The organism is Lysinibacillus sp. FSL R5-0849, assembly GCF_038595075.1.
GTDB classification, from domain to species: domain Bacteria; phylum Bacillota; class Bacilli; order Bacillales_A; family Planococcaceae; genus Lysinibacillus; species Lysinibacillus fusiformis.
The window spans coordinates 3,103,923-3,121,024 of sequence record NZ_CP152004.1 but is presented as its reverse complement, the minus strand read 5'-3'; the positions used below and the strand labels follow the sequence as shown (position 1 = coordinate 3,121,024).

15 protein-coding genes are annotated in these 17,102 nt (G+C 37.4%); 12 read left to right on the top strand and 3 right to left on the bottom strand.

Translation table 11 applies throughout. The features are described from left to right. Positions 1-52: 52 nt before the first annotated feature. A complete protein-coding gene (locus MKY80_RS15295) occupies positions 53-211 on the bottom strand; it encodes a hypothetical protein (protein ID WP_174804740.1) in 159 nt (52 codons plus the stop codon). A gap of 764 nt (positions 212-975) precedes the next feature. Between MKY80_RS15295 and MKY80_RS15290 the strand changes: the two genes are divergently transcribed. Further along, on the top strand, positions 976-2,694 hold the full coding sequence (locus MKY80_RS15290) for an HD domain-containing phosphohydrolase (RefSeq protein ID WP_089986145.1): 1,719 nt from the start codon (positions 976-978) through the stop codon (positions 2,692-2,694). Between the two features lie 47 nt (positions 2,695-2,741). Here the strand turns inward: MKY80_RS15290 and MKY80_RS15285 are convergent, their stop codons facing one another. Then, positions 2,742-4,127, bottom strand: coding sequence for a glycine--tRNA ligase (locus MKY80_RS15285; RefSeq protein ID WP_043990484.1), 1,386 nt, complete (start codon positions 4,125-4,127; stop codon positions 2,742-2,744). Between the two features lie 555 nt (positions 4,128-4,682). Further along, complete coding sequence (locus MKY80_RS15280; protein ID WP_342530033.1) at positions 4,683-6,797, bottom strand: serine hydrolase domain-containing protein; 2,115 nt, start codon at positions 6,795-6,797, stop codon at positions 4,683-4,685. 757 nt (positions 6,798-7,554) lie between these two features. Between MKY80_RS15280 and MKY80_RS15275 the strand changes: the two genes are divergently transcribed. The 11 genes from MKY80_RS15275 (at position 7,555) to MKY80_RS15225 (ending at position 17,018) form a co-directional block, all read left to right on the top strand. Continuing rightward, positions 7,555-8,187, top strand: coding sequence for a helix-turn-helix transcriptional regulator (locus tag MKY80_RS15275; RefSeq protein WP_008178461.1), 633 nt, complete (start codon positions 7,555-7,557; stop codon positions 8,185-8,187). Between the two features lie 17 nt (positions 8,188-8,204). Then, positions 8,205-9,017, top strand: coding sequence for a pyruvate, water dikinase regulatory protein (locus tag MKY80_RS15270; RefSeq protein ID WP_008178459.1), 813 nt, complete (start codon positions 8,205-8,207; stop codon positions 9,015-9,017). A 215-nt stretch (positions 9,018-9,232) separates the two neighbouring features. Beyond that, positions 9,233-11,059, top strand: a complete 1,827-nt coding sequence (dnaG, locus tag MKY80_RS15265; RefSeq protein ID WP_233301486.1) for a DNA primase — start codon at positions 9,233-9,235, stop codon at positions 11,057-11,059. Positions 11,060-11,091: 32 nt separating this feature from the next. After that, complete coding sequence (rpoD, locus tag MKY80_RS15260) at positions 11,092-12,219, top strand: RNA polymerase sigma factor RpoD (RefSeq protein WP_004227165.1); 1,128 nt, start codon at positions 11,092-11,094, stop codon at positions 12,217-12,219. A 214-nt stretch (positions 12,220-12,433) separates the two neighbouring features. Then, positions 12,434-13,018 (top strand): hypothetical protein, encoded by a 585-nt coding sequence (locus tag MKY80_RS15255; RefSeq protein ID WP_258954940.1) that lies wholly within the window; start codon positions 12,434-12,436, stop codon positions 13,016-13,018. 302 nt (positions 13,019-13,320) lie between these two features. Then, positions 13,321-13,680 carry a cytochrome c550 gene (cccA, locus tag MKY80_RS15250; protein WP_008178451.1) on the top strand — a complete coding sequence of 120 codons (360 nt, stop codon included), beginning with the start codon at positions 13,321-13,323 and terminating at the stop codon, positions 13,678-13,680. 164 nt (positions 13,681-13,844) lie between these two features. After that, entirely contained in the window at positions 13,845-14,537 is a 693-nt protein-coding gene (locus MKY80_RS15245; RefSeq protein ID WP_008178449.1) for a tRNA (adenine(22)-N(1))-methyltransferase TrmK, read from the top strand. 1 nt (position 14,538) lies between these two features. Further along, the gene (locus tag MKY80_RS15240) at positions 14,539-15,660 is read left to right on the top strand and encodes a Nif3-like dinuclear metal center hexameric protein (protein WP_008178447.1); all 1,122 of its coding nucleotides are present in this window, start codon (positions 14,539-14,541) and stop codon (positions 15,658-15,660) included. A gap of 15 nt (positions 15,661-15,675) precedes the next feature. After that, a complete protein-coding gene (locus tag MKY80_RS15235) occupies positions 15,676-15,900 on the top strand; it encodes a hypothetical protein (RefSeq protein ID WP_008178444.1) in 225 nt (74 codons plus the stop codon). A 109-nt stretch (positions 15,901-16,009) separates the two neighbouring features. Beyond that, entirely contained in the window at positions 16,010-16,258 is a 249-nt protein-coding gene (locus tag MKY80_RS15230; RefSeq protein WP_342533068.1) for a DUF2164 domain-containing protein, read from the top strand. Between the two features lie 220 nt (positions 16,259-16,478). Then, complete coding sequence (locus MKY80_RS15225; protein ID WP_085961723.1) at positions 16,479-17,018, top strand: NADPH-dependent FMN reductase; 540 nt, start codon at positions 16,479-16,481, stop codon at positions 17,016-17,018. Positions 17,019-17,102 lie beyond the last annotated feature (84 nt).

The following is a 17,102-nucleotide window of genomic DNA, read 5'->3' as shown; positions in this document are numbered from 1 at the left end:
TTTGGGTCAGATCATAACATTCCTCTGGCTTTTTTTATGATCTAATTCCCATTTATATTTTTACATGTACTAAAATTTTTAGGAAGTCCTCTGAATCATCTGAAAATCCAGTTATCACTAATTTTCCTGCCCCTTCAGCTAAGGGATGAATTATGATAGCCTCTGACATATCCTCATTTTCATCCCATGTGAGTAGGTTCAGTATTACCATAAATGTCCATCATATAATCCTGCTAAATTGACTAGCAATAACAAAATGTTACTGTGCTGATGCTATTGCTAGTTAGAATAAACGCTGAGACCTCAACCATATACCCCAAATAATAGTATGTAAAATTTTCTAGCATGAATGATATGGACTTTGTGAAATGGATAGCTAAAATACCTAATTTATATAGAAATTTTATTAAGGATAATAGAGGGAACTATAACCTTTGTATGATGTAATTGGTAATGTGACCTCAAAGTCTTGAACCTCCTGGTGTTCCTATTAAATTGTGTTGTAAATGAATAAAATTTCAATTTTTACAAAATAAAATTTTTACATGAATTTAGTTTTTTATATTAAATATTAAATTTATAAATTTTATTTATGAGTCTATATAACTTAATTTTTCGTTTTATTGTTTTTCTAAAAATGAATTATTGTGAGAATAGTCTTGTGTTTTTATGTAGTTTTCAATGTATAAATAGTAGAAACTAATCACTCGAGTCCCATATACTAGTTGAAAAGGTATTTTAACCTATGATATTGTAAGTGATATAGATATTCTTATTTATATTTTTTTAATATAATTTAGTCGTTTAATCCCCTGTCGAAATAAATGTACTTAATATAGATCTGACATGCCTATGAAATAGAAAACAAGCCTCTATCAGCAAAGCGTATTTTTATACGTTTATCAGAATAACGCAGTCCTATGGAAGAAGGAGGGAGTCACATAGTGCTTAGTACATAGCGTATGTGGCAAAAATATGCTACGAAAAGTAACCTTAAGTATTCGTGAAGTTGAAGCGGATGATATTTTAGCGGAAGATATCTTTTCAGATTATCGTTTATTAGCTAAGAAGGATTTAGTTTTAACGGAGCGAATTATTGCTTTACTTAAACTTCGAAAAGTAGATGAATTATCTGTCTATCTACCATCGGATTCAGTTCGAATTGTCCATGATTTAAGTGCTCAGCGAACGAGAGAATACGAGGATTTATTTTCACCACTAATGGAGGAAAAAGATCCAATCGATGACTATAAAGAAACCGTCCATCAACTTTTTATGACAACTCTAGAGAATGTTGTCCATGAATTGCGTTATGGTCAAATTTTAAAAAGCATACAAGATACCGCTTATGTTCGCGGTGTTTTTGAAAAAATTTTAGAAGAAAAACATCGCTATGAGTTACTTATGCGTTTAAAGGAATGGGATGAGTATTCTTTTGTCCATTCATTTGATGTATTTGTATTAGGAACCATTTTTGCTAGATATTTGGGGTTAACAGATATCGAAACATTAGCAAGAGGTTATTTGTTCCATGATATTGGGAAGGTCTTTATCCCCCAAGAAATTTTAAATTTAAAGCGTAAGCTCTCAGAAGATGAGTTTGAAATTGTTAAAACACACACAACAAAGGGCTATGAGCTGCTTATCGAAAATGAAGAGGAAGATATCGCCTATTTAGCGCGAGACCATCATGAGCGCTTTGCTGGGAAAGGTTATCCTAATCAGCTTTGTGCGGATGATATGAGTGAAGGAGTACAGTTGCTACAAATTATTGATGTGTATTCTGCGATGACGTCTAAGCGAGTTTATCACGATGGTTATGGAGCAACGGATGCGTTAGCTGTTTTATACAAGGACCGGCATTTATATAACGAAAAATTCATGCATAAATTTGTAGAATGTTTAGGCATCTATCCCGTTAACTCTGTTGTGATGCTATCTGATAATCGTAGTGCACAAGTAGAGCTTGTTTACGATTTATTTCCTACATTGCCCAAGGTGAAATTACTAGATGAGCAAACATCAATGAACCTACCCTTGAACTATAGTGTTAAAATAGCCAAAATGATTGATTATCGTGCAAATAGCTTTGAAGAGATTTTTAACCTATTCGTGGAGCAATTAATCAGATGTGATGAAAATAATCTAAGAATGCATTTTAGTAAATTAATAGATCATTTACACCCGAAAGAAATTGTCCTAAGAATATTTTTACCAGCTTTTCGCATATTACGTCTGTTAACGAGAGAAATACAAACGGATATGACGAAATATAGAAATTCTATTACTATTTTAAAGAAATTATTAGAAGAACAATTAAACGTTCTGTATATGGATTATCAGCATGAAAAAACGACCATTCTAGTTGTGGAAACAACCCTTCGTGAAAACTTCTTCATTAAGCTTGTGCAAAGCATTCTGTATATTGATAAAATTGTGCCTTTCTTCATTAATCCAGGTGATGATCAACGTATTACACAGCTAATGGGGCATTGTGATGTCAATGTCGCTTATTTTATTGAAGATGAACAAACCGTTGAAAAGCGAGTTCGTCCAATGCGAGAAGGGGCCTTTCTCTATTATTCATTAGCCGATATAGAGGAATTACTTGTTAGCTTAATAGGTATGAGTGTGAAAAAGTTTTCATTTGAGGAAAAAATGCAAGAGCGTTTATTTTCAACTTACAAAGCATAAGAAGAGGGAGTTGCCAGTAATGGCGACCCCCCTCTTTATTTTAACTATTAAAATTGAAGATGTTTTTCAATATAGGCTTTAACTTCTGAAATTGGCATACGAACTTGTGTCATAGAATCGCGGTGACGTACTGTCACTTGGCCATCTTCTTTTGAGTCAAAATCGTATGTGATACAGAATGGTGTACCGATTTCATCTTGGCGACGGTAACGTTTACCGATTGATTGTGATTCATCAAAATCAACAGGGAACGCTTTGCGAAGTTCAGCCCAAACGTCTGTAGCTTCATCAGATAATTTTTTAGAAAGAGGTAGAACAGCGGCTTTAAATGGTGCAATTGCTGGGTGGAAACGTAAAACAGTACGTTTATCGTCACCTTCCAACTCCTCTTCATCATAGGCATCGCATAGGAATGCTAATGTCACACGGTCAGCCCCTAAAGATGGTTCGATACAATAAGGAATATAACGTTCATTTGAAACAGGATCAATATAAGTGAAATCTTCACCTGAATGCTCCATATGTTGTTTCAAATCATAATCTGTACGGTCAGCGATACCCCAAAGCTCTCCCCAGCCAAATGGGAATTTAAATTCGATATCCGTTGTCGCGTTAGAGTAGTGAGACAGCTCATCATCCTCGTGATCGCGAAGACGCATAGAATCTTCTTTCATGCCTAGGTTTAATAACCAATTTTTACAGAATTCTTTCCAATAAGAGTGCCATTCAAGATCCTCGCCTGGCTTACAGAAGAATTCAAGTTCCATTTGTTCGAATTCACGTGTACGGAAAGTAAAGTTACCTGGTGTAATTTCGTTTCGGAAAGATTTACCAACTTGTGCAATACCAAAAGGAGTACGTTTACGCATAGAGCGTTGAACATTTTTAAAGTTTACGAAAATACCTTGTGCTGTTTCTGGACGTAAGAAAATCTCGTTTGTAGAAGACTCTGTTACACCTTGGAATGTTTTAAACATTAGGTTGAATTGGCGAATATCTGTGAAATCATCTTTTCCACAATCAGGGCAAACTACATCGTATTTAATCATTGTTTCTTTCATTTGATCAAATGTCATACCATCAACAATGATTTCATCACCTTTTGCTAACGCTGCGTCTTCAATGATTTTATCAGCGCGATGGCGAGCCTTACATGATTTACAGTCGATCATTGGATCATTAAAGTTCCCAACGTGACCAGAAGCCACCCAAGCTTTTGGGTTCATTAAGATGGCAGCATCGATACCAACATTGTGCTCTGATTCCTGAACGAATTTTTGCCACCAAGCTTTTTTAATATTGTTTTTTAATTCAACACCAAGTGGACCGTAATCCCAAGTGTTTGCTAGACCACCGTAGATTTCTGAGCCTGGGAAGACAAAGCCTCGGTGTTTTGCTAATGATACAATTGTTTCCATTGATTTGTTAGCCATAAAATAGCCTCCTTCAAAATTTTTCACCTTTTTAGCGGTAAAACGCTAAAGCTTTTCATTCAGTGTTGACTAAATGAAAATAGCACCCGTCTCCGGGCACAATGTATGCCCAGGGACGAGTGCTAATACCCGCGGTTCCACCCTGATTGTTTTAAACAAAACGTTTAAAACCTCTTTTCAAAAAGTTAGCTCAAGGAGTGCCTTTTCTCTGTTGCTATGTAGACTTTCACCATCTTCTACTCGCTCTTGAATGGAACAGATACTTTTTTCCCATCATCGCCTGTATAACGCAATTTGCTCGAAAATATAAATAGAGCCAGCGTATGTGTCAACATTGTAGCACGTAATTCATTGATTCGCAATCATTTTTAAACTGTATAGAGAACATATGATGTTCAGAAGGCCATAAACCAGTTTTGACGGTCAACAGCCTCGTCACACGAGGGGACTGTGAATTTTAGCTAAATATTGTTTGGGGCTTTTTCTAGTCCTCCCAAAAAGCTGTCCCATACGGTCAATAATGACTGAAGGACAGTTTTTTAGATAAGCGGACATTTATTTTTTTAATGAAATCTCAAATTTGGCGTCTACTTCTCCTGCAAATACAACTCTACCGTTTTCTGGTAATAAGACTTCGTTTATACCACTAACGACAGTATAGTTCACGCAATTACCTGCTTGGTCGTATACAGCAAAGGAGCCATTGGACGGCATTTTAACTGTCATGATTTTTTCTTTTGCATTTGTTGGTACTGAAAACCATTTAGCATGGCCGTCCGCTTGGATCGTTGTGACAGATTGTTTGCCGGGGTAGAGCGGTTTTACAAGCTCCTCGTGACCGTATAAACCTCCTGCTACTGTAAAATATTCCACTCCATTTTTCTTGAAAAATTCAATTTCCATAGTATCTCGACCAGCCATGCCAGGGATTTGTAGCTGGTTAACTGCTTGGTTTGCTCCAATAATTTTATTAGTTAACAAATAGCCTGGAACATCTTTAATCGTATCAATTGTTACAGTTGGTGCAGAATTAGTGTAGAGCATCGATGAATATTTTTCATTCATCAAATAATATTTTTCCCCTTCACGTTTCTCCCATACGGAAGCTATGTCTTTCGTTAAGATATTGGCTTCTAGCTTTTCAGCTTTATACTCTGAGACAGCTGTTTGGGGAAGACCCGGTACATTAAAATACAAGCTGGACCATAAATAGGTGTGTCCATTTTTCTCCTCTATGAACTTTATCTTTTCTGTCCCTTCCTTGTTCACAAATGAACCATCTGCTGTATATGAATACGTTTGGATAGGGTTATTAGGAACCGTAAGCATAGATACAGACAATTCACCATGAGAATTAATTTCTACCTTCATTAACGCACTTGAAATACCACCATAAATACCTGCATGCTGCGATAACTCCTGTGGCATTTTAGCCTTTATAGGCACGCCATGGGACTTTTTCGGCTTCTGTTCATGAATAATCCCTTTTTCCTGAAGTGCACTAAGCAGAATTTCATTAGCTAACAGTTGATCTAATAAGCTTTGACCTCCTGAGGAGACAACAGCCGCAGCCATGTTGTATTCCGGAAGTACAACTAATGAAGAATGATAAGATAATGTATCTCCACCTTTCGTAAGTGCCTTGATGCCATATTCACTGAATGGGAACAAGCGTACACTATCCCAGCCTAGCCCGTAAGCGACGAAAGATGGATCAGCTTCCTCAGGCCACATGCCTCTTTTATACTCATCTTGTGCCATGGCTTCTACTGATTCACGAGTAAGAATATCACTCACCTGTCCTGTGAATATTTGTGAGAATTTAACGAGATCTTCAGCTGTGGAGTATATGCCGCCCGTAGCAATAATGTTAGTATTTTCTGCAGGTAGTTGTCCGTTAAAGGCAGGGGAGTAGATCCCCGCTAGTTTTGAAGAATCCACTAGATTCTTCGGTGTTTTCGTATGGCTCATTTCTAGAGGCTCTGTCAAATACTTGCTGATAAATGCGGTGAAGCTCATACCACTTACTCGTTCTATTAGAATTTCAGCTAACGTAAAACCATCGTTACAGTAAACCGAAAATGCTCCCGGATCAGCCTTTAAGTTTTGAGTGGCTAAATGCTCTAGCAAAGAATCATATGCATATGAATCGTTATCGTCATATAAAAAGGTATTTAGCGACGAAGTTCCTAGCAGGCCAGAGGAATGATTCAGGAGCATACGAGGTGTAATTTGTTTGTAACGGTCGTCTTTCATCTTAAAATCAGGTATATAGTTCACTACGGGCAAATCCAACTCTACCTTACCTTCGTCGACAAGCTTCATAACAGCCGCTGTGAGCATCATTTTGCTCGTAGAACCTATACCGTACATTGTATTAGCAGTAAACGGTCTATTGCCATTTAAATCGTTTTTGCCAGCATGCCCTGAAATGACAATTTCTCCATCATCGATGAGTGCGTATTGCAAACTTGTAGCGCCGTACGTTTCAGTTAGGAGCTTAGCTTTTTCTATGCCTACTTCTTTGGTCGCCTCAAATGTAAGACTACCACTGTTATTGACGGCAGTTGTGGCCATTGTAGACGTGGGGGCTAGTATAGTTAGCATGAGGATTACAAGGATTGATGTTTTAGTGCCCATCCTCATTTTCATTGCCTTTCTCATTATCATTTAAATCTTCTCCTTTCATTAGCTGTTAATGGGACCTCTTAACGGGTCCTAAGGAAAGCTTATACAACGGAGATGTACTGCCAGTGACGATAGTATGAACAGAGTATGAACAAGTGAAAAAATGTTACAGTCGACAATGTGAATTTCGGAAGAGGTGCTTTTATATCAGCTTAGATGCAAAGTGGAGGAGGTTTTTTCAATACATTTAATTTATTCGTTTAAAATACGACCTGTTTTTACGATACCTTTTTATTTTGTATGATGTTACTCCAATGAAGCAATGATAGTCATTTGAACTATTATGGAGAACCAAAAAATACTACTTCTCCTCAGCAAGAATCCTTGCATGAGAGCCGTAGTATAAAGAATATTGGCTTGGACAATTTGAAGTGTTCAACAACCGGCCGTAAAGGCTTTTGATAATTGATTTTAGAACTTCCAGAGGAATACGAATAGTGTTAATAGCATGATTGATGATGCTCGTTTATAAGCGATTCAACAAGTCGTGTAGCCTTCATGACAAAAATACAAATTAAAGAAATTACCCTTAATCTAAAATCCTCTACACATATCCGCCATAACTTAATACAGATTACTGCTATTATATGCAGTATGTTGTATAATTGAAATACTGCTTTAATTATGCAAAGCATTATTATAACACCTTTTGTATAGAATTAGTGTAATACTTTGCATACCTATCATTCTATAGTATATAATAATTGAGCATAAGTATAACACTATTAGATTTGAGGCGGTGAGTCCAATCGAACTCAATAAACGTCAGGAAAACATTTTACAAATTGTGAAAGAAAACGGCCCTATTACTGGGGAACATATTGCAGAACGTCTCAATCTGACTAGAGCGACTTTAAGACCAGATTTAGCGATCCTTACGATGGCGGGATTTTTAGATGCAAGACCACGAGTTGGTTATTTCTATTCAGGGAAAAAGGCATCCGTTACATTGATGGATAGTATTCACAATTTAAAAGTAAAGGATTTTCATTCAGGCCCTGTAGTTGTCCCAGAAACAATGACGGTTTATGATGCAATTTGCTTTATGTTTTCAGAAGATGTTGGTACACTCTTTGTCGTAGATAAGAATGAGTTTTTGACAGGCGTACTATCTCGCAAAGATTTACTGCGTACAAGTATTGGCACGCAGGATTTAAATAAAATTCCTGTACATATAATTATGACACGTATGCCTAATATTTCGTACTGTGAAAGATCAGATTCTTTGGTTGTTGCCGCGAACAAGCTCATTGAACGAGAAGTTGATTCGCTACCAGTAGTTGAACCACAAGAGGGTGGTTTGACGATTATAGGCCGTCTTACAAAAACAACGATTACACGAGCTTTCTTATCTCTTGCGCAAAATGACTAAATTTGAAGGAGAGCTGCATGAAAAGACTACGCGTATTTGTTGTATCTGACTCTGTTGGTGAAACTGGCGACCAAGTTGCAAAAGCAGTAATTAGCCAGTTTCGACCCGGTCTAGAGAATACTGTTATCCGACGATTTCCACATATTCAATCGGAGGAGCTTATTCGTAAGATTGTTTTCCTTGCAGCACAACAACAAGCATTTATTGTTTACACACTTGTTCGTCAAGAAATGCGAAAGCTATTACGTGATTTATGTGAACAGGAAAAGATACATGCAGTCGATATAATAGGTCCTGCATTACAATCAATGGCAACCTTTATGGAAGAAAATCCATTGGAGACACCTGGAATTGTTCATATGCTTGACGATGATTATTTTAAAAAAATTGAAGCCATTGAATTTGCAGTAAAATATGATGATGGTCGTGATCCCCGTGGATTATTACAAGCTGATATCGTGTTGGTAGGCGTATCCCGAACATCTAAAACGCCCCTTTCACAATATTTAGCACATAAAAAGTATAAGGTGGCGAATGTTCCTTTAGTTCCTGAAGTAGAACCACCTGAAGAGCTATTACAGTTGGACCCTAAAAAATGTTTTGGGTTAATCATCTCTCCTGAGAAGTTAAATTCTATAAGGAAAGAAAGATTAATGTCTCTCGGATTAAATGATGATGCCATCTATGCGCAACATAATCGTATTTTAGAAGAGATTCAACATTTTGAAAAGATTGTCGGCAAAATAGGCTGTCGAGTAATAGATGTGACTAATAAAGCTGTGGAAGAGACAGCAAATACTATCATAGAACATATTTTGACTTGCAAATAAATTGTACGAAAATAAACCACCTCGGTGATAGAGGCGGTTTTTTTGAGTGGATTTTGAAATTAGTATAGATAAAAACTAATTTTTGTTTTATAATAATAAAATTGTGGTAAAAATATTTATAAGAGAAAAATCCTAATTTTTTGTCGAGAAATAAAGGAATTTTAAAACGAATAGCGAATTGTGTTTCTAGAACGTAATTATTAAAGATGGTGATGATGGATTTGGCAGGGAAGATTCCAGAGGAAGTAATTGAACAGATTCGTACACAATCGGATATCGTTGATGTTATTAGTGAATACATGCAGCTGACCAAGCGTGGGCGAAATTGGTTTGGCCTCTGTCCATTCCATGGAGAACAAACACCGTCTTTCTCTGTATCAACGGACAAGCAAATATTCCATTGCTTTGGATGTGGTGCAGGGGGAAATGCCATTACTTTTGTAATGGACATTGAAGGCATATCTTTTCCTGATGCAGTTGTGAAACTTGGAGAACGAGCTGGCATACATTTAGATGTTGAGCCAAGTTTTCCCGGGGGAACAAAAAAGATTTCTAAAGCGGAAGAAAGGATGAAAGAAGCACACGCTTTTACAGCAGATTTTTTCCACCATCTACTGTTAAATACAGAGGATGGCGAAGAACCTTTAAATTATTTGCTAGAAAGAGGATTTACAAGGGAGCTTATAGAATCTAATAACATCGGTTGGTCTCTCCCAAGCTTTGACGCCCTAACCATATTGCTTGAAAGAAAAGGTTATAACTTACAAGAAATGGCGGAAAGTGGGCTAATTATTAAGCGAGAGGGAGAAGAACGTTATTTTGATCGTTTTAGAGGAAGGATCATGTTCCCGATTCGAGATGAGAATGGTAAAATTATTGCCTTCTCAGGACGAATACTTTCATCAACGGGTGAGGAAGCGAAATATTTAAATAGTCCAGAATCACCAATATTTCAGAAAAGTGAAGTGCTCTATAACCTAGATAAAGCACGAACTTCTATCAGAAAAAATCGTCAAGTAGTATTGATGGAAGGTTTTATGGATGTGTTAGCAGCTAACTCTGTAGGTGTTATGAATGCCGTAGCAACAATGGGTACCTCGCTAACAAATCAGCATATCACAAAGCTTAAGCGCTTAGTTGAGCAAATTACGATTTGCTATGATGGTGATAATGCTGGATTTGATGCAGCGAAAAGAGCGGCGCAGCTTTTGCATACGGAGCGCATGAAAGTTGATATTGCTGTTTTACCAGAAAAATTGGACCCTGATGAATATATTCGCACGTTAGGCGGACAAGCATTTAAGGAACAAATTTTGGAAAACCCTCATGCGTATATTGCTTTTATGATGATGCATGCTAGACGAAATAAGAACTTTCAATTTGAAAATGATACGCTTCAATATATACAAGAAGTCCTTGAACAGCTCATAGGTAGATCGTCGCCAGTTGAACGAGATTTGTATATACGACAGCTATCAAATGAAACAAATATTTCGGAAGAAGCCATTTATGCCCAATTCCGAAAGCTGGAGGCGAATCAGGTACGTTCTGCAAAACCAGAAATGCCGACACAAACGCCTTCAATGCCAGTCACGCAACAACAAAAGCCTATGGATGCTGCTGAACGTGCCGAACGTTTATTACTGGCTCATATGCTTCATAATATAGATGTAGTGGACAGGGTATTACGGAGTGAGCAAAAAGAGCCATTTGTTCGAGATGCTTATATGGCTGTTTTTGTTCGCTTAGTAGGATTTTATGAGGAATATGGTCATCCTGATTATCAACGCTTTATGGAGATTTTGGATGACGCTGAATTACGGAAAATTGTTATGGAAGCGGCTTTAGTCGAGCGAGATCCTGATCAAGCAGAGGCAGAGGTTGTGGACTCAATCCGTCAGCTTCAAAAATATAGAATTGAGCAAGAAATTTATCAAAAGATGCATGAGTCAAAGGAAGCGGAGAAGATGCATGAGTATGCACGTGCACTTGAAATCGCCCAACAGATTATTCATTTAAGAAAATCGTTATCGGCGATTTAACCCGATTCGGTTGTTTAGAAGGAGGAAGGTTTATGGCGGACAAGTCAGAACGTTCAAAAGAGATAGAAGTAGAAATTACATTAGATGATGCAAAAAAATTCCTACAAGAAAAAGCAAAAACAGAGGGTGAAATTTCTATGAAAGAAATTTCAGAGAAACTAACACCTTATGAATTGGAAAATGAAGAAATTTTCCATTTTGCTGAGGATCTTGAAAAGCATAAAGACATTCAAATCATTGGAAAAGAAGAATTTGAAGAAGAAAGTCTAATGAAAGAAGAAGCGAACGAAGAGACTTTCGACTTAAATGATTTGAGTGTACCACCAGGTGTTAAAATCAATGACCCTGTGCGTATGTATTTAAAGGAAATCGGTCGAGTTGATTTACTATCTGCAGAGCAAGAAATCGCACTTGCTGAGCGTATTGAGCAAGGTGATGAAGAAGCACGTAAACGTCTTGCAGAAGCAAACTTACGTCTGGTAGTATCTATCGCTAAACGTTATGTAGGTCGTGGAATGCTATTCCTTGATTTAATTCAAGAGGGGAATATGGGTCTTATTAAGGCCGTTGAGAAATTTGATTACCGTAAAGGGTTTAAATTCTCTACGTACGCAACATGGTGGATTCGTCAGGCTATTACGCGTGCCATTGCAGACCAAGCACGTACAATTCGGATTCCGGTTCATATGGTCGAAACCATTAATAAATTAATACGTGTACAACGTCAACTTTTACAAGATCTTGGCCGAGAACCTTCTCCAGAAGAAATTGGCGAAGAAATGGATTTAACGCCAGAAAAAGTACGCGAAATTTTAAAAATTGCACAAGAACCAGTATCTCTTGAAACACCGATAGGAGAAGAAGATGATTCCCATTTAGGAGACTTTATCGAGGATTCTGAAGCACAATCTCCATCTGACCATGCAGCTTATGAATTGTTAAAAGAACAGCTAGAAGATGTCCTTGATACATTAACAGACCGTGAAGAAAACGTACTTCGTTTACGTTTTGGTTTAGATGATGGTCGTACAAGAACTTTAGAAGAGGTAGGTAAGGTTTTTGGCGTAACACGTGAACGTATTCGTCAAATTGAAGCGAAGGCTCTAAGAAAATTACGCCACCCTTCTCGTAGTAAGCGTCTAAAAGACTTCTTAGAATAATTTAAATAGGTGGAGCTATCCTACTAGTGTGAAAATACCTAGTTGGATCGCTCCTTTTTTATACCATTGAAAAGGTAAATAGCCCCGTTATTCCCCAATCTTGTTTCAGCTAATAATAGATAATTAGAATGAAGGGAATGAGAGATTTGCGACTTTATACAGATGTATTTCCGAAGGCTGTGAGATAAAATTGTAATGCAACCATTATTAAGCAATGTTTGGAGTTAACATGATGACGAATCCCCGGAAAAAAATTATTCTAAATGAAATTTTGTTTTGGAAGCAAAATAAGCTATTACCAGAGCACTATTGTGACTTTTTAGCAGCTCTTTATACAGAGGGGGCTGATATAGAGGAGTTAGAACCGGTTCAAGATCCTAAACAAGCAATCTTGCCATCTGAAAAAAGAAAGATGCTTCTTTTGGTAGCAAGTCTATGTATCGCTATAATAGCTGTTTTGGCTATCTATTTTACAATAAAAGCATTAACACTGATTTTAACCGTTGTCGTAGGTATAGGTGCATGCATATTATTTATCGCTGCGTTCCAAATGGCGCAAAAAAAACATCTATTAGCTCCTATATTTCATTTACTTGCCGCCATCCTATTATTTAGTATATCTATCCGTGTGTGCACTACATATTTTAGTGGAGATAATATCGTTTTATTTTGCTTGATTGCAGCCAATTGTCTTATTTGGCTTTGGTCAGGTATTAAAATGAAGCTACTCTATTTCACAGTCTCCGGTGTTTTAGGATTACTAGCACTGATTGGCTATTATATCATAAACTTATTGTAATTTTTTGACCCTTATAAATGATCTGCACACTTTATATCATGTGTGCGGATTTTTTATTTTTTTGGTATATGAATGTATGCAAAGGGTATGATAACAGTATGAAAAAAAGTTGTGAAATTGCCCAAAATTTGGTTTGGCAAGACATATTTTATCCAATAGATACAGAAATGTCGAATTTGTTACAAACAAAGGACAACTTAGCGAATAGGGCTTTTCGTTTCTTTGTTAATGAAGTACAATATTAGATGTTGACTGATTCTATATTATAATAGAAGTAGACTTAAAATGAGGAGGGGAAACTTATGAAAAACAATCCAGTCGTTCCTTACATCTTAATTCTGGCATTTGGTATTGGTCTTATTTTCTTCATGTCTTTACAAGGTGCAGATAACAAGAAAGAAATTGCTGCTGAACATGAGGGCGGTGGCGAAACTACTGAAACTACAGACGCAAATGATGATGGTGCAGCTCTAGTACAATCTTGTATTGGTTGTCACGGTGGTGATTTAACTGGTAGTATGGGTCCAAACCTACATGGCTTAGATGAAGCCCATATCGTTGAAGTTTTAACAAAGGGTATCGAAGGTACTCCAATGCAACCAAACATGAAAACTGAAGCAGAAGCAAAAGCTATTGCTGAATACATTTCTACTTTAGAATAGTATGACTGACAAGTAGCTGTACTGAAATAGTACAGCTACTTTTTAAATGTAAAGAATCATGAAATGGGGTTGTCCACATGAATACTGTGAGACAACTCCATTTGTTTTTTTTCACGACATCATCCATACTAGTAATGGACTCTATTTAAGGTAGGCGGTATAAAATGAACGCACAAAAACTTTCGAAACGATTAGAAATGGTAGCAAAATTTGTTCCCACAGGAGCGGTAGTAGCGGATATAGGTAGTGACCATGCCTATCTGCCTTGCTATTTAATTCATCAAGGAGTAGCTTCTTCAGCGATAGCAGGAGAAGTAGTAGCAGGCCCTTATGAATCAGCAGTGGGACAAGTACAAAAAGAAGGATTAAACAAAGAAATTACGGTACGTCTAGCAGATGGCTTAGCAGCAATAGAATTGAATGACCATGTCGATACAGTAACGATTGCTGGAATGGGCGGTCCCTTAATTGTCTCTATTTTAGAGAAGCATCCTGAAAAGCTGCAAGGAGTCACACGTCTCATATTACAACCGAATATTCATGCCAAGGTAATCCGTGAGTGGGCTTTAGCACATAATTGGGCTATTCTCGATGAAGAAATTTTAGAGGAAGATGATAAAATCTATGAAATTCTTGTGTTGCAAAGAGCACAAATGGAGCTTTCGCCAACAGAGATTTTATTTGGTCCTAAATTAAGTACCCGTAAAGCACCGGCATTTATAAAAAAATGGACGCGGGAAAAAGAAAATTGGCAACGTGTGTTACAATCCATAAAAGATGCAGAACAAACACCTGAAATTGAAGAAAAACGTGCAGAGTTATTGGCTCTTATTCAATTAGTAGAAGGAGTTTTGTAAAATGAAGTCGGTAAATGGTCAAGAAATTATTCAAGTATTTGAATCATGGTCGCCTAAAAAACTAGCTTGCATGGAGAATGATCCAATCGGTTTAGCGATTGGTACACTCAATAAACCTGTTAGCAAAGTATTAGTCACTTTAGATGTCAATGAAGCTGTTGCGAATGAGGCCATTGAAAAAGGATGTGAGCTGATCATTGCACATCATCCTCCAATTTTTAGACGTCTAGCGAATATTCGTACAGACGATCCAGCAGGGCGCTTATATGAAAAGCTCATTAAACATGATATCGCTGTTTATGCGGCGCATACAAATTTAGATGTAGCTGAAGGTGGAGTTAATGATTTATTAGCAGATGCGCTTCAACTACAGGACCGTACAATACTAGAAGAAACGTACTCCGAACATCTTTTAAAGCTTGCTGTTTTTATCCCGTCTGCAAATGCTGAGGATTTACGCGAGACGCTAGCAAAGGCTGGAGCAGGGCGCATTGGAGAATATGAAGCATGTAGTTATACAACTGCTGGTGAAGGACGTTTCCGTGCGTTAGCAGGTGCCAAGCCATTTGTTGGGTCAGTTGGTGAATTACATGTTGAAGAGGAAGTAAAGGTAGAAGTCGTATTTCCTGAATCAATGAAAAACCGTGTTTTAAAGGCAATGCTTACTAGTCATCCGTATGAAGAGCCAGCCTATGATGTCATTCGTCTTGAACAGCAAACGAATAAAATGGGATTAGGGCGTGTAGGTCACTTAGCTAAGGAAATGACCTTGCAACAATTCGCAGAGTTCGTGAAGCAGCAGTTACAGGTTCCAGCGGTTCGTGTCGTAGGTGATTTACAGTCGAAGATTAAGAAGGTTGCGCTTGTTGGTGGAGATGGTAATAAGTATATTTATGCAGCGAAACGTGCAGGAGCAGATGTTTTTTTAACGGGTGATATGTACTTCCATACAGCACAGGATGCTCAAGCGATGGATCTGCAAATTGTAGATCCTGGTCATCATGTAGAAAAAGTGATGATTGCAGGAGTAGCGGAGAAAATGACAAAGCTATGTGCGGATAAAAAATATGTGGTTGAATTTGTACAATCGACCATCCATACAGAACCATTTTTATTTGTTTAAGCGAGGGGAATAGATGTGGCTAATGAAAGACCTGCTGGTAATAAGGCTGGTAAACTGTGGATTATAATCGGTTTATTCATCGCTGTTTTTGGTATAGGGATGACGGTTATGACGAATATGATGAATGAAAAGAAAATTGATGCCATGACCGTACAATGTGAAGACGATGGGGGTCAAGCTATTATATCAAAGGAAAAAAACTTCCTTTCCACGAGTTATTCATTTGAATGTAAACAATAATATAAGGATGAACATTACTAGGTAGTGTTCATCCTTTTTGTATGCCAAGAATAGAGGGATAATGATAAAATGAGCATGAAATCAATTAGCAGAAATGGAGAGATATATCTTGTTTATTCGTTTAACTAAAGATCAGCAAGAAATGATAGTGGCTGATATTCAGCGATTTTTCTACACGCATCGTGATGAAGACATTAGTGAATTTGAAGCAGAGCGTGTGTTAGATTTTATCAAGGAAAATATCGCCCCCTATATTTATAACGCAGCAGTATCTGACGCAAAATATGTAGTGGAAAGACAATTTACCTCCATGGAAGAAGAATTAGACGCACTGGAGCAGCCCATTAAATTAAAGTAAGCTAGTTAAAAAAGCTACAAATTTAAATAATTGACAGAAAATAAAAAAATATGGTAATTTAATCTTGAATTAAAGATTGTTTAATTCAAAATATTCATAGCGACTACATAGAGGCCATGAATAAAGCTGTATGTATCTGACCAAAATGGTTACGAGTGTTGTTCGCGTACATGGAATGACGATGATTTCACAAAATGAATGGGAAAACGAGGAGGGTCATATGTTAAAAATCGGTATTATTTTAGGAAGTACGCGAGAAGGTCGTGTTAGTCCACAAGTGGGAGCGTGGGTAAAGGAAGTCGCAGAAAAACGCCGTGATGCGGAGTATGAAATAATTGATATCGCTGATTTTAAATTACCGTTTCTTGGAGAGCCAGGGGGAGATACTTCTGGAGTAGCGACATGGTCCGAGAAAGTAGCTGCATGTGACGGCTTTGTCTTTATTGTAGCAGAGTATAACCATTCAATTACAGGTGCACTAAAAAATGCATTAGACTTTTTACGAGTAGAATGGAACAATAAAGCTGCGGGTATCGTTTCCTATGGTTCAGTTGGAGGAGCACGTGCTGCGGAGCATTTACGAGGGATTCTTGGAGAATTACTAGTTGCCGATGTTCGAGTTCATCCAGCTTTATCATTATTTACTGATTTTGAAAACGGCTCAGTCTTTAAGCCAAAAGAGGTGCAGGCAGATTCAGTTCATCAAATGTTAGATCAGCTTATTCCTTGGTCAACAGCTTTGAAAACAATTCGATCATAATATTATGACACTAGGCATATTAAAGTGCTTATTTTCTTCTTAAAAGCAAATATATAGACAGCCGCTTTCAGCTATATTCACAGC

Coding starts and splice junctions, on each gene's coding strand:
- MKY80_RS15295 (WP_174804740.1), bottom strand. CDS start 211: ATGGTAATACTGAACCTACTCACATGGGATGAAAATGAGGATATGTCA.
- MKY80_RS15290 (WP_089986145.1), top strand. CDS start 976: ATGCTACGAAAAGTAACCTTAAGTATTCGTGAAGTTGAAGCGGATGAT.
- MKY80_RS15285 (WP_043990484.1), bottom strand. CDS start 4,127: ATGGCTAACAAATCAATGGAAACAATTGTATCATTAGCAAAACACCGA.
- MKY80_RS15280 (WP_342530033.1), bottom strand. CDS start 6,797: ATGATAATGAGAAAGGCAATGAAAATGAGGATGGGCACTAAAACATCA.
- MKY80_RS15270 (WP_008178459.1), top strand. CDS start 8,205: ATGAAAAGACTACGCGTATTTGTTGTATCTGACTCTGTTGGTGAAACT.
- dnaG (WP_233301486.1), top strand. CDS start 9,233: ATGGATTTGGCAGGGAAGATTCCAGAGGAAGTAATTGAACAGATTCGT.
- rpoD (WP_004227165.1), top strand. CDS start 11,092: ATGGCGGACAAGTCAGAACGTTCAAAAGAGATAGAAGTAGAAATTACA.
- MKY80_RS15255 (WP_258954940.1), top strand. CDS start 12,434: ATGTTTGGAGTTAACATGATGACGAATCCCCGGAAAAAAATTATTCTA.
- cccA (WP_008178451.1), top strand. CDS start 13,321: ATGAAAAACAATCCAGTCGTTCCTTACATCTTAATTCTGGCATTTGGT.
- MKY80_RS15245 (WP_008178449.1), top strand. CDS start 13,845: ATGAACGCACAAAAACTTTCGAAACGATTAGAAATGGTAGCAAAATTT.
- MKY80_RS15240 (WP_008178447.1), top strand. CDS start 14,539: ATGAAGTCGGTAAATGGTCAAGAAATTATTCAAGTATTTGAATCATGG.
- MKY80_RS15225 (WP_085961723.1), top strand. CDS start 16,479: ATGTTAAAAATCGGTATTATTTTAGGAAGTACGCGAGAAGGTCGTGTT.